The organism is Lysinibacillus sp. GW821-FHT14F06 (assembly GCF_058803665.1).
The window spans coordinates 13553-27930 of the sequence record NZ_JBXAPF010000042.1 but is presented as its reverse complement, the minus strand read 5'-3'; the positions used below and the strand labels follow the sequence as shown (position 1 = coordinate 27930).

11 protein-coding genes are annotated in these 14378 nt (G+C 36.5%); 9 read left to right on the top strand and 2 right to left on the bottom strand.

Going from position 1 to position 14378, the window contains the following annotated elements; genetic code table 11:
• Positions 1–59: 59 nt before the first annotated feature.
• A complete protein-coding gene (gene recO / locus AC1RNS_RS23750) occupies positions 60–854 on the top strand; it encodes a DNA repair protein RecO (RefSeq protein WP_492996251.1) in 795 nt (264 codons plus the stop codon).
• A 277-nt stretch (positions 855–1131) separates the two neighbouring features.
• On the opposite strand, the gene AC1RNS_RS23745 is transcribed toward recO, so the two are convergent.
• Positions 1132–2544, bottom strand: coding sequence for an S-layer homology domain-containing protein (locus tag AC1RNS_RS23745; protein ID WP_492996250.1), 1413 nt, complete (start codon positions 2542–2544; stop codon positions 1132–1134).
• Between the two features lie 832 nt (positions 2545–3376).
• On the opposite strand from AC1RNS_RS23745, the gene AC1RNS_RS23740 reads away from it, so the two are divergent.
• Complete coding sequence (locus AC1RNS_RS23740; RefSeq protein ID WP_492996248.1) at positions 3377–5095, top strand: HD-GYP domain-containing protein; 1719 nt, start codon at positions 3377–3379, stop codon at positions 5093–5095.
• 50 nt (positions 5096–5145) lie between these two features.
• Here the strand turns inward: AC1RNS_RS23740 and AC1RNS_RS23735 are convergent, their stop codons facing one another.
• A complete protein-coding gene (locus tag AC1RNS_RS23735) occupies positions 5146–6531 on the bottom strand; it encodes a glycine--tRNA ligase (RefSeq protein WP_492996246.1) in 1386 nt (461 codons plus the stop codon).
• Positions 6532–6957: 426 nt separating this feature from the next.
• On the opposite strand from AC1RNS_RS23735, the gene ccpN reads away from it, so the two are divergent.
• The 7 genes from ccpN to AC1RNS_RS23700 all read left to right on the top strand — a co-directional run bounded on the left by ccpN (position 6958) and on the right by AC1RNS_RS23700 (position 14377).
• On the top strand, positions 6958–7590 hold the full coding sequence (gene ccpN, locus AC1RNS_RS23730) for a transcriptional regulator CcpN (protein ID WP_492996245.1): 633 nt from the start codon (positions 6958–6960) through the stop codon (positions 7588–7590).
• An 18-nt stretch (positions 7591–7608) separates the two neighbouring features.
• Positions 7609–8421 carry a pyruvate, water dikinase regulatory protein gene (locus tag AC1RNS_RS23725; RefSeq protein WP_492996243.1) on the top strand — a complete coding sequence of 271 codons (813 nt, stop codon included), beginning with the start codon at positions 7609–7611 and terminating at the stop codon, positions 8419–8421.
• Between the two features lie 208 nt (positions 8422–8629).
• Positions 8630–10459, top strand: coding sequence for a DNA primase (gene dnaG, locus AC1RNS_RS23720; RefSeq protein WP_492996284.1), 1830 nt, complete (start codon positions 8630–8632; stop codon positions 10457–10459).
• A 32-nt stretch (positions 10460–10491) separates the two neighbouring features.
• Entirely contained in the window at positions 10492–11619 is a 1128-nt protein-coding gene (gene rpoD / locus AC1RNS_RS23715) for an RNA polymerase sigma factor RpoD (protein ID WP_283868738.1), read from the top strand.
• A 469-nt stretch (positions 11620–12088) separates the two neighbouring features.
• Positions 12089–12652 (top strand): hypothetical protein, encoded by a 564-nt coding sequence (locus AC1RNS_RS23710; protein ID WP_492996241.1) that lies wholly within the window; start codon positions 12089–12091, stop codon positions 12650–12652.
• 517 nt (positions 12653–13169) lie between these two features.
• Positions 13170–13520, top strand: coding sequence for a c-type cytochrome (locus tag AC1RNS_RS23705; protein ID WP_492996239.1), 351 nt, complete (start codon positions 13170–13172; stop codon positions 13518–13520).
• A gap of 164 nt (positions 13521–13684) precedes the next feature.
• Positions 13685–14377, top strand: a complete 693-nt coding sequence (locus AC1RNS_RS23700; RefSeq protein WP_492996237.1) for a tRNA (adenine(22)-N(1))-methyltransferase — start codon at positions 13685–13687, stop codon at positions 14375–14377.
• Position 14378: the final 1 nt, after the last annotated feature.

Genomic DNA, 14378 nt, shown 5'->3' with positions numbered 1-14378 from the left:
TCCAAAAAAATTTGGAGAGCTCTATTTTCATGGCAAATTTGTTGAAAGGAGGAAGTCTGATGCTACATAAATGGGAAGGCATTGTTTTAAAGGTACGGGCCTACGGAGAATCCAATAAAATTGTGACTTTACTAACAAGAGAAGCTGGTAAAGTGGCAACAATGGCAAGAGGTGCTAAAAAGCCTTCGAGTAGACTAGCATCTGTGACACAGCCGTTTACATACGGTATGTTTATGGTCCAGCATCATACAGGTATGGGAACATTGCAACAAGGCGAGCATCTCAATTCGATGCGACATATACGTGAAGACATCATGGCAACAGCATATGCAAGTTATATCATGGAACTTGTTGAACGAGTAGTGGAAGAGGGAAAAGCTGAACCATTTGCATTTGATGTCCTTTTACATGCATTGCAAGCAATTGAGGAAGGCTATGATCCTGAAGCTATTACATTGTTCGTTGAATGGAAGATGTTGCCCTATACAGGGGTTCAACCTATTTTACATGCCTGCGCTACTTGTGGGGCAGTGGATGGGGAATTTGCATTTTCCTTTGCACAGGGAGGCTTTTTATGTCATCGATGTTATCAGCATGATCCTTACATTATTCGACTAACGCCGACGCAACTGAAGCTGATTCGAATGTTTTACACTGTACCAATTGATCAGATTGGTAAGCTGGAATTAAAAAAGGAAACAAAGTATTTTATCAAAAAAATTATTACGACCATTTATGAGGAACAAACAGGTATTCGTTTTAAGACTAAAAAATTTATCGAGCAACTTGAGAGAACGCCAGAATTACAATTGAGAACAAATGTTGAAACAGAAAAAATGCCAGAAGACCCTTAACTGGATCTTTTGGCATTTTTATCTTCATTCAGTAGAAGCCTTCCACCTCTACAAGTGGTGAGATGAATGGGGTATTGGTTCCTTTTCAGTGGGTGTCCAAACACCTACTGAAATAGAGAAACTCAGTCTAAAAACGCCACGTCCTGTGGCAATGACTGAGTGACCAACATCTTGTTGATACAAAGCCTCTGGTGGATGTCACAGATTTTCAAAGGAATGAATTGTGCTGGCACAATCCAAAATCCGGACTCAATTACGCCAAGGCGAAATTGATATATTAAAATGCTTCTTCATCTTGAAAGAATTCATGGTAGCTAGCCCACTTATCAGTGATTTTAGCAAATTCTATATAGAGGTAGACAGTTTCACCGTTTTTACCTGTAATATGTAAAATTGCGGTTCCTTCTGCTAAGGGTGTAACCTTTACTTGATTATCCTCTATGATTGCTTTAACTGCTGTGGACTCTAAATCTAACTTTTCTAAAGCAACACTTTTCGGCTCAAACTTTAGTTGGTCGCTTGAAAAAACTAATTCATCTGTAATTTGATACAAATCAATACTTCTCACAAAATCATACGTAGTAACATCAGCTGCCATCACTTGTTGTTGAGTGCCGTTGGAGAATGTTAATAAATATTGCCCATTTTTAAAGATGGAAATGAATGCAGATTGGTTGTTTGCTTTGAAATCATACGATGCTGGTGATAAAACTTGACCATCTGTAGTTTGAATACTTACTTCAGTAGGGATAAAATTTAAGTCGTTTTCCATTAAGTTAAGCGGTAAGTTCTCTACATAATCTTCTTCCTTTACTTCTTGTAAAGTTGTTTGTAGTTTTCCATTTACATTGTTAACATGAACAATATAAAAGATATCTGTAAATTCCTCTGTGTCTTCCTTAAAGCCTGTTACGACTAATTTTCCTGTTCCCTCTTTTAACGGTTTTATCGTGATGGACTCCGTCATATCATCTTCTTCATCCCATGTAAAAATATCCTCTGCAGGCTCAATGCCACCGTAAGAAGCGAAGATATAATCCTGACTGAATTGACTAGCATAAACAGTTGCGTTCCCTTGTGCATGTTCCGCACGAACTACAAACGACGCTAATTGGGAGCGCTTCACATGGCTCTGTGGACTAAAGGTAGTAGGTGTTGTACCTTTTGTGATGCTATTGGCAAAAAGAGTTTTGATAAACGGTTCGTATTCACTTCCTACCTTTACATCGGAAAATGGAATGTCAATGTCATCAGTAATGTTTAATTCGAAGCCTTTTACAATCATTTTTGACATTTGTCCGCGTGTAATATTATTTGCTGGGTGAAAATAACCATTTGAGCCACTAATGATGCCTGCGTTTGCTAAAGCTGCAATTGCACCATAATTCTCATCGCCAGGTTGGACATCCATAAAATGGGGATTTTTTACATGTACAGTGTCAAGCTTTAACATTCCTGCTAAAATTTTTGCGGCTTGCGTACGTGTGATTGGGTTTGCTGGTTTAAAAGTGCCATCAGGGTAGCCTGAAATAATGCCGCGTTGTGCTAAATTGATAATAGCTTTGCCTTCTTCTGTTGAAGCATTGATGTCAGGGAAAATAGTCGCAGCATTTACTGAGGGTGTAATTACAATTGCACTTGTGGCTAATGCTGAGGCAATTGCAATTTGATAGAAACGATGGGTCTTCAAGTGATTTCCTCCAAAGTAATGAAAATAAATTTTTATAGTATTACCTTATCTTTTGCTTGTGAAAAATCCTTCCGATTATATATTCAAACTTCCGGACGAGTGAATAATTTAGGTTGGAATTACCGTACAATGTTAAATTATTGTTAATTAACATTTAAGATTAACTATAATACTTTATTTATATCAAAATGTATGTAGTGAGAATAGAGGAAATGTTATCCTCTTAGAGAGTACTTCTAATATTTGGTCACTTTTAAATGAAAATATCCCGTAATTATTTTGTCATAATGCTAATGTATAAGTATTCTTTTAAATGCTTCACATTAAATCGTAGGACAAATTGAGCAAGAGGCTAACTTAAATAGCGTAAAAAAACAAAAATTTAGTTTTTTTCAGAAATAAAATTTTTAAGATATTTTTATTTGAAATTTATATAAATGTATTTGTAATTCACTTTTTATAGTTCTTTAATCATTATTTTTATATGATTAATATCAGATATTATATGGAGGTATTAGGTTTAAAGATTTATTTTTTGAATAGTTTTTAATATAATCATAGTATTAACTAATCATTCAAGACCCATATACTAGTTGAAAAGGCATTTTAACCTATGATATTGTAATAAATATAGGTTATGACATTAAAATTATTCTGGTATAATTTATACATTTAATATCCATATAAAACTAGTCCAATTCATATAGATCTGACATGCATATAAAATGTAAAACATGCCTCTATCAGCAAAGATGTTTTTTAGAACAACGCAGTCCTATGGAAGAAGGAGGGAGTCACATAATGCTAGAACATTGCGTATGTGGCAAAAAATATGCTAAGAAAAGTGACATTAAGTATTGATGAAGTTGAAGCAAATGATATTTTGGCTGAGGATATTTTTTCTGAGTATCAATTATTAGCTAAAAAAGAGTTAGTTTTAACTGATCGGATTATTGCATTACTTAAACTTAGAAAAGTAGATGAATTAGCTGTTTATTTACCATCAGATTCAGTCCGAATTGTCCATGATTTAAGTGTTCAGCGAACAAAGGAGTACGAGGATGTCTTTGCCCCGCTGATGGATAAAGAAAATAAGGTAGATGAGTATAAAGAAAAAGTAAGTACGCTATTTATGACGACATTGGAGAATGTTGTCCATGAATTACGCTATGGTCAAATTTTAAAAAGCATGCAGGACACTGCTTATGTACGAGGTGTTTTTGAAAAAATTTTAGAAAAGAAACATCGCTACGATTTACTTATGCGATTAAGAGAATGGGATGAATATTCCTTTGTCCATTCATTTGATGTGTTTGTTTTAGGCACAATCTTTGCACGTTACTTAGGGTTAACTGATATCGAAACGTTAGCACGAGGATATTTGTTCCATGACATAGGCAAAGTATTTATTCCACAGGAAATTCTAAATCTGAAAAGAAAGTTATCGGAAGATGAATTTGAGGTAGTCAAAACGCACACAACGAAAGGCTATGAGTTACTTATTGAAAATGGGGAAGAGGATATTGCTTATCTGGCACGTGATCACCATGAGCGCTTTGCTGGTAAAGGCTATCCAAATAAACTATGTGCGGATGAAATGAGCGAAGGAGTGCAATTACTGCAAATCATTGATGTATATTCAGCAATGACATCAAAACGTGTTTATCATACAGGATATGCTGCAACGGATGCATTAGCTGTTTTATATCGCGACCGACAATTGTATAACGAAAAGTTCATGCATAAATTTGTGGAGTGCTTAGGGATTTATCCTGTTAACTCAGTAGTCTTATTATCTGATAATCGAAGTGCTCAAGTTGAACTTGTCTATGATTTATTCCCAACGTTGCCGAAAGTTAAATTGTTGGATGAACAAACATCTATGAATTTACCTTTGAATTATAGTGTGAAAATTGTGAAAATGATTGATTATCGTGCGGATAGCTTTGAAGAAATTTTTAATTTATTTGTTGAGCAATTAATTCGCTGTGACGAAACTAACTTAAGAATCCATTTTAATAAATTAATTGATCACTTACATCCAAAAGAGATTGTCTTAAGAATCTTCTTGCCAGCCTTTCGCATTTTGCGTTTATTGACTAGAGAAATTCAGACAGATATGACGAAATATAGAAACTCTATTAATATACTTAAAAAATTATTGGAAGAGCAATTAAATGTTTTGTACATGGATTATCATCACGAACAAACAACTATTTTAGTTGTAGAAACCTCGCTTCGTGAAAACTTTTTCATAAAACTAGTACAGAGTATTTTGTATATTGACAAAATTGTACCATTCTTCATAAATCCAGGTGACGATCAGCGAATCACACAATTGATGGAACATTGTGATGTAAATGTGGCTTATTTTATTGAGGATGAGCTCACAGTAGAAAAACGAGTTCGCCCTATGCGAGAGGGTACATTCCTATATTATTCTCTTGTAGATATAGAGGAATTATTAGTAAGCTTGGTGGGAATGAGCATGAAAAGATTCTCCTTTGAGGAGAAGATGCAGGAGCGTTTATTTTTTACATTAAAGGCATAGCCAAAAGGGAGCTGCAATTTGCAGGCTCCCTTTTTACGATGCTTTTATATTTAGAATTGAAGATGTTTCTCGATATATGCTTTCACATCGGCAATTGGCATACGAACTTGAGACATGGAATCGCGATGACGTACCGTTACTTGACCATCCTCTTGTGAGTCAAAGTCGTATGTGATACAGAATGGTGTTCCAATTTCATCCTGACGACGGTATCGTTTGCCTATTGATTGTGATTCATCAAAGTCAACTGGGAATGCTTTACGAAGTTCCGCCCAAACATTTGTAGCCTCATCAGATAACTTTTTAGAAAGTGGAAGGACAGCTGCTTTAAATGGTGCAAGAGCAGGGTGGAAGCGTAAAACGGTACGCTTATCGTCACCTTCAAGCTCCTCCTCGTCATATGCATCACACAGGAATGCTAATGTTACACGGTCAGCACCTAAAGAAGGTTCAATACAGTATGGTACATAGCGTTCGTTTGTAGCTGGGTCAATGTAAGTGAAGTCCTCACCAGAGTGATCCATATGCTGTTTTAAATCGTAATCTGTACGATCAGCTACACCCCAAAGCTCTCCCCAACCAAATGGGAATTTAAATTCGATATCCGTAGTAGCATTCGAATAGTGAGATAATTCATCTTCCTCATGATCACGAAGACGCATAGACTCTTCTTTCATTCCTAAATTTAATAACCAGTTTTTACAAAATTCCTTCCAGTATGCATGCCATTCAAGGTCTTCGCCAGGCTTACAGAAAAATTCAAGCTCCATTTGTTCAAATTCGCGAGTACGGAAAGTAAAGTTACCAGGAGTAATTTCGTTACGGAATGATTTACCGATTTGTGCAATACCAAACGGAGTGCGTTTACGCATAGAGCGTTGAACGTTTTTAAAGTTCACGAAAATACCCTGTGCAGTTTCAGGACGTAAATAAATTTCGTTTGTAGAAGACTCGGTTACGCCTTGGAATGTTTTAAACATTAAATTGAATTGGCGAATATCTGTGAAATCAGCCTTGCCGCAATCAGGACATACCACATCATACTTAATCATTGTTTCTTTCATTTGATCGAATGTCATACCATCGACAATGATTTCATCGCCTTTCGCTAACGCAGCGTCTTCGATGATTTTATCCGCTCTATGACGTGCTTTACACGCTTTACAATCAACCATTGGATCATTAAAGTTACCAACGTGACCAGAAGCCACCCATGCTTTAGGATTCATCAAGATGGCAGCATCTAGTCCTACATTGTGCTCGGATTCTTGAACAAATTTTTGCCACCAAGCTTTTTTAATATTATTTTTTAGTTCTACACCTAATGGACCGTAATCCCAAGTGTTTGCTAAGCCTCCATAGATTTCCGAGCCTGGAAAGACAAAACCACGGTGCTTTGCTAATGATACGATTGTTTCCATTGATTTGTTAGCCATAATATAGCCTCCTTGAAAATTTTCATTTTGTGTTTTTGCGGTAAAACGCCAAAGTTTTTCACTTAGTCTAGGCTAAATGAAAATAGCACCCGTCTCCGGGCACAATAGATGCCCAGGGACGAGTGCTAATACCCGCGGTTCCACCCTGATTGTTTTAAACAAACTGTTTAAAACCTCTTTTTAAAAAGTTAGCTCAAGGAGTGCCTTTTCTCTGTCACTGTGTAGACTTTCACCATCTTCTACTCGCTATTAAATAGAACAGATACTTTTTTCCCTTCATCGCCTGTATAACGCAATATTGCTCGAAAATACATATAGAGCAAGCGTATGTGTCAATATTGTAGCATGTAGTTCTTTAATTCGCAATAATTATTAAAATAGTATATAATAATTGAGCATAAGTATAACACTATTAGATTTGAGGCGGTGAGTCCAATCGAACTCAATAAACGTCAGGAAGACATTTTACAAATTGTGAAAGAAAATGGGCCAATTACAGGCGAACATATTGCAGAGCGTCTCAATCTGACAAGAGCGACTTTAAGACCAGATTTGGCTATTCTCACGATGGCGGGCTTTTTAGATGCACGACCAAGGGTTGGCTATTTCTATTCAGGAAAAAAAGCATCTGTTACATTAATGGATAGTATTCACAATTTAAAAGTGAAAGATTTTCATTCAGGACCTGTAGTTGTACCGGAAACAATGACTGTTTATGATGCGATTTGCTTTATGTTTTCGGAGGATGTTGGTACACTCTTTGTCGTGGATAAGAATGAGTTTCTGACAGGTGTACTATCTCGTAAGGATTTACTACGTACAAGTATTGGCACACAGGATTTAAACAAAATACCTGTACATATTATTATGACGCGCATGCCCAATATTTCTTACTGTGAGCGATCAGATTCTTTAGTTGTCGCGGCGAATAAATTAATTGAACGAGAAGTCGATTCGCTACCTGTAGTAGAACCACAGGAAGGTGGCTTGACAATTGTAGGTCGTCTTACAAAAACGACGATTACACGTGCTTTCTTATCACTCGCGCAGAATGTCTAAATTTTGAAGGAGTGCAGCATGAAAAGACTACGCGTTTTTGTTGTATCTGATTCGGTCGGTGAAACTGGTGATCAAGTAGCGAAAGCAGTTATGAGCCAGTTTCGGCCTGGTTTGGAGAACACGGTTATTAGACGTTTTCCATATATTCAATCAGAGGAGCTCATCCAAAAAATTGTTTGTCTTGCGGCCAAGCAACAGGCATTTATTATATACACACTGGTTCGACAGGAAATGCGTTCATTGATGCAGAAACTGTGTGAGCAGGAAAAAATACATGCTGTTGATATTTTAGGTCCTGCATTAAAAACAATGGCAGCCTTTATGGAAGAATTCCCGTTAGAGGCACCAGGGATTGTTCACCAGTTGGATGATGATTATTTTAAAAAAATTGAGGCCATTGAATTTGCAGTAAAATATGATGATGGCAGAGATCCGCGTGGATTATTACAGGCTGATATTGTCCTTGTAGGTGTTTCACGTACCTCCAAAACACCTTTATCACAATATTTAGCACATAAACGCTATAAGGTGGCGAATGTGCCATTAGTGCCAGAAGTGGAGCCACCTGAAGAACTATTCCAGATTGATCCAAAAAGATGTTTCGGTTTAATTATTTCTCCTGATAAATTAAACTCGATTAGAAAAGAAAGATTAATGACTCTAGGATTGAATGATGATGCAATCTATGCACAGCATAATCGTATATTAGAAGAAATCCAGCATTTTGAAAAAATTGTCGGGAGAATTGACTGTAAGGTTATTGATGTGACGAACAAGGCTGTAGAAGAAACAGCGAATGTCATTATTGAACATATCTCGACTTGTAAATAAGCATGGAATTTTGCTAAACCACCTCGGTAGTATGGGGCGGTTTTTTTGAGTCGCTTTTAGAAAATAGTATAGATAAAAACTAATTTTTGTTTTATAATAATAAAATTGTGGTAAAAATATTTAAAAAGAGAAAAATCCTATTTTTTTGTCGAGAATTAAAGGATTTTTAAAACGAATAGCGAATTGTGTTTTAGAACGTAAATTAAAGATGGTGATGAATTTGGCAGGGAAGATTCCAGAAGAAGTGATTGAACAGATTCGTACACAATCGGATATTGTTGATGTCATAAGTGAATACATGCAGCTTACAAAACGTGGGCGCAATTGGTTTGGTCTCTGTCCATTTCATGGAGAACAAACACCATCTTTTTCTGTGTCATCAGACAAACAAATTTTTCATTGCTTTGGTTGTGGTGCAGGCGGTAATGCTATTACTTTTATCATGGATATTGAAGGGATTTCTTTCCCGGACGCAGTCGTGAAACTTGGTGAACGTGCTGGCATACATTTAGATGTTGGACCAACTTTACCGGACGTAACGAAAAAGATATCTAAGGCAGAAGAAAGGATGAAAGAAGCACACGCTTTTGCAGCGGATTTTTTCCACCATTTACTATTGAACACAGAAGATGGTGAAGAACCTTTAAATTATTTGCTAGAAAGAGGATTTACAAGGGAACTTATCGAATCTAATAGCATTGGATGGTCTCTCCCAAGCTTTGATGCATTAACGATATTGCTTGAAAGGAAAGGTTATAACTTACAAGAAATCGCAGAAAGTGGTTTAGTCATCAAGCGAGAAGGGGAGGAACGCTATTTTGATCGATTTAGAGGGCGAATAATGTTCCCCATTCGAGATGAGAACGGTAAAATTATTGCCTTCTCAGGACGAATACTTTCATCGACTGGTGAGGAGGCAAAATATTTAAATAGTCCAGAATCACCAATTTTTCAAAAGAGTGAGGTGCTATATAACCTAGATAAAGCACGAACCTCAATCAGAAAAAATCGTCAAGTAGTATTGATGGAAGGATTTATGGATGTTTTAGCAGCAACTTCTGTTGGTGTAGCGAATGCCGTAGCTACAATGGGCACCTCGCTGACGAATCAGCATATTACAAAGCTAAAGCGCTTAGTAGAGCAGATTACGATTTGCTATGACGGTGATAATGCTGGTTTTGACGCGGCAAAAAGAGCGGCACAACTACTGCAAGCAGAACGAATGAAAGTGAATATCGCGGTGTTACCAGATAAGCTAGATCCTGATGAGTACATTCGTAGTTTAGGTGGACAAGCATTTAAGGAACAAATTTTGGAAAACCCACATGCGTATATTGCTTTTATGATGATGCATGCTAGACGAAATAAGAACTTTCAATTTGAAAATGATACGCTTCAATATATCCAAGAAGTCCTTGAACAACTGATTGGCAGATCCTCTCCAGTTGAACGAGATTTGTATATACGGCAGCTATCCACTCAAACAAATATCTCGGAAGAAGCGATATATGCACAATTCCGAAAGTTAGAGGCTAATCAGGTACGTTCTGCAAAAGTAGAAATGCCCGTTCCGCCTTCAATGCCAGTCACGCAGCAGCAAAAGCCTATGGACGCAGCTGAACGTGCCGAACGTTTATTACTCGCACATATGCTTCATAATATAGATGTAGTGGACAGGGTATTACGTAGTGAGCAAAAAGAGCCATTTGTCCGAGATGCCTATATGGCAGTTTTTGTTCGCTTAGTAGGTTTTTATGAGGAATATGGTCATCCTGATTATCAACGATTTGTTGAGATATTAGATGACGCTGAATTACGCAAAATTGTCATGGAAGCAGCTTTAGTAGAGAGAGATCCAGACCAAGCTGAAGCAGAGGTTACAGACTCTATACGTCAGTTGCAAAAATATAGAATTGAGCAGGAAATTCAACAAAAGATGCATGAGTCAAAGGAAGCGGAGAAGATGCATGAGTATGCGCGTGCACTTGAAATCGCCCAACAGATTATTCATTTAAGAAAATCGTTATCGGCGATTTAACCCGATTCGGTTGTTTAGAAGGAGGAAGGTTTATGGCGGACAAGTCAGAACGTTCAAAAGAGATAGAAGTAGAAATTACATTAGATGAAGCCAAAAAGTTACTGCAGGAAAAAGCGAAAACAGATGGTGAAATTTCAATGAAAGAGATTTCAGAGAAGCTAGCTCAGTATGAACTAGAAAATGAAGAGGTTTTCCATTTTGCTGAGGATCTTGAAAAGCATAAAGACATTCAAATTATTGGAAAAGAAGAATTTGAAGAAGAAAGCTTGATGAAAGAAGAAGCAAATGAAGAGACTTTTGACTTAAATGATTTGAGCGTACCACCAGGCGTAAAAATAAATGACCCTGTTCGTATGTACTTAAAAGAAATTGGTCGAGTTGATTTACTGTCTGCAGAGCAAGAAATTGCATTAGCGGAACGTATTGAACAAGGCGACGAGGAAGCTCGTAAACGTCTAGCAGAAGCAAACTTACGACTTGTGGTTTCGATTGCGAAGCGTTATGTAGGACGAGGTATGCTATTCCTTGACTTAATTCAGGAGGGGAATATGGGTCTTATTAAGGCAGTTGAGAAATTTGACTACCGCAAAGGCTTTAAATTTTCCACGTATGCGACATGGTGGATTCGCCAAGCAATCACACGCGCAATTGCCGACCAAGCACGTACGATTCGTATACCAGTGCATATGGTAGAAACAATAAATAAATTAATTCGTGTACAACGCCAATTATTACAGGACTTAGGTCGCGAACCATCTCCAGAAGAAATTGGGGAAGAAATGGATTTAACACCTGAAAAGGTACGTGAAATTTTAAAAATTGCACAAGAACCAGTATCTCTTGAAACACCAATTGGAGAAGAAGATGATTCACATTTAGGCGACTTTATTGAGGATTCTGAAGCTCAATCTCCATCTGACCATGCAGCATATGAATTATTAAAAGAGCAATTAGAGGATGTGTTAGATACATTAACTGACCGTGAAGAAAATGTTCTACGTTTACGCTTCGGTTTAGATGATGGTCGCACACGTACTTTAGAAGAAGTAGGGAAAGTATTTGGTGTAACTCGTGAACGTATTCGCCAAATAGAAGCAAAGGCACTTAGAAAATTACGCCACCCTTCTCGCAGTAAACGTTTAAAAGATTTCTTAGAATAAACATGAAAAAATGGAGCTGACTGATTAGTGATAACTAATTGGCTGGCTCTTTTTTATCTTATTTCAGCAAATCATTACTGTGCGAAAGCGAAGCGACAGCAACAAATCATTACTGTGCGAAAGCGAAGCGACAGCAACAAACGTTTTTGTACCGAAAACGAATCGTCAGGTATAGAATACCTTCATCTCTACAGGTGGCGAGATGAATGTGTTTTTTTATTCAGCGTGCTGAATCAAGATAAAGCAATACAGCGGATGAATGATCTTTGAAAAGCTTGGACGCAATTGCTCTGGGCGTAATTGATTGTATGGAAATAATAATAAATTGACAAACCGAGAGAGCTTAAAAATACATAATAAGCATGAGTTAAATCGAATATTTTTGTTACTTTCTACAGATGTGCTTTTTAGAATTGTGAGATAAAATTGTAATAACAACCATTATTAAGCAATGTTTGGAGCAAATACTATGACAAATCCTCGGAAAAAAATAATCTTAAATGAGATTTTGTTTTGGAAGCAGAATAAGCTATTACCAGAGCATTACTGCGACTTTTTAGCAGCTCTATATGCAGAGGGAGCAGATGTAGAGGAGTTAGATCCTGTGCATCATAAGCAAGCAGTGCTACCCTCAGAAAAGAGAAAAATGTTTCTTTTAATAGTGGGTATATGTATTGCCATAATTGCTCTTCTATTTATCTATTTTACAATCTCCTCATTAACGTTAATTTTAACAGTTATTGTAGGAATTGCTGCACTTATCTTATTCATTATGGCATTTCGAATGGTGAAAAAAAATAATTTATTAACACCCATTTTCCACTTGTTAGCAGCTATTTTATTGTTTAGTATGTCTATTCGAATTTACACTACATATTTCAATGGAAATAATATAGCCTTATTTTGCTTAATTGCAGCAAATTGCGGAGTTTGGCTTTGGTCAGGTATTAAAATGAAGTTACTGTATTATACAGTCTCTGGAGTTTTAGGACTATTAGCATTGATTGGTTATTATATCATAAATTTATTATGAAACATTTAAGAATCTATACGCTTATAGCGATAGATTCTTTTTTATCTTGATTTTAGAAAAAATCTAGAATCATTTGCGCTGAGCGTATTTGCTATTTAGTGTTTTTCTAAAAAAGTAGTATGACTTTATTAAAAAAGATTTTAAGAAAAAATTCAGGGTAAAAAGCAGAATTTAAAATATATTAAGATAATAGTATGGCTTATTCAACTTGATGATTTCAAGAATAAATGTTCATTGAAGAAAAATACATTTTTAAGTATATGTAAGAGTATATAGTGGAAAGCTAACTACAAGAATGAAGAGCAAAGATTAATTGTTAAATGGTATTAGATGGACCAAAAATTGGTGATGGCAAGACATATTTTATCCAATAGATACAGAAATGTCGAATTTGTTACAAACAAAGGAAAACTTAGCGAATAGGGCTTTTCGTTTCTTGGTTAATGCAGTACAATATTAGATGTTGACTGATTCTATATTATAATAGAAGTAGATTTACAATGAGGAGGGGAAACATATGAAAAACAATCCAGTCGTTCCTTACATCTTAATTTTAGCATTTGGTATTGGTCTTATTTTCTTCATGTCTTTAACAGGCGAAGAGAACAAAAAAGAAATTGCTGCTGAAAAAGAAGGCGGTGGCGAAACTACAGAGGCTACTGATGATGGTTCTGCATTAGTACAATCTTGTATCGGCTGTCATGGCGGTGACTTAACTGGTAGTGTGGGTCCAAACCTACATGGCTTAGATGAAGCTCGTATCGTAGACGTTTTAACAAACGGTATTGAAGGTACACCGATGACACCTGGAATGAAAAACGAAGCGGAAGCAAAAGCAATCGCTGAGTACATTTCAACTCTAAAATAATTTGAAAAGTAGCTGTACTGAAAGCGTTTAACGTACTTAGTACAGCTATATTTATTTCTGGTAATAAACAATGGAGTTGCTCAAATTAGAGACAACTCCATTTGTTTTTTTGCATGATTTCATACATACTATTAAAGGACTCTATTTAAGGCAGGCGGGAAAACATGAATGCACAAAAACTATCAAAACGATTAGAAACAGTAGCAAAATTTGTTCCAACAGGTGCGGTTGTAGCTGATATTGGCAGTGACCATGCATATTTACCATGCTACTTGATTCACAAGGGAATTGCCTCTTATGCGGTCGCAGGCGAAGTTGTAAAAGGACCTTATGAATCAGCAGTTGGACAGGTACAAAAAGAAGGTTTATCAGAAAAAATTAAGGTACGACTTGCCAATGGTCTAGCAGCAGTAGAAGAAGATGATCATGTAGATACTATTACAATTGCTGGAATGGGCGGTCCTCTCATTGTATCTATATTAGAAAAGCATCCAGAAAAGCTACTTGGAGTTACGCGCCTTATTTTGCAACCAAATATTCATGCCAAGGTGATTCGAGAGTGGGCTTTAGCACATAATTGGGCTATTCTTGATGAAGAGATTTTAGAGGAAGATGATAAAATTTATGAGATACTTGTTTTGCAAAGAAGTCAGATGGAGTTAACGGAACTAGAAGTTTTAGTTGGACCGAAATTAATGCAGCGAAAATCAGCAACTTTTATCAAAAAATGGTCACGTGAAAAGGAAAATTGGCAACGTGTATTACAGTCTATTGAAGGGGCGGATCAAACGCCTGAAATTGACGAAAAACGTGCAGAACTAGAAACTTTAATTCAATTAGTGGAGGGAGTTCTGTGAG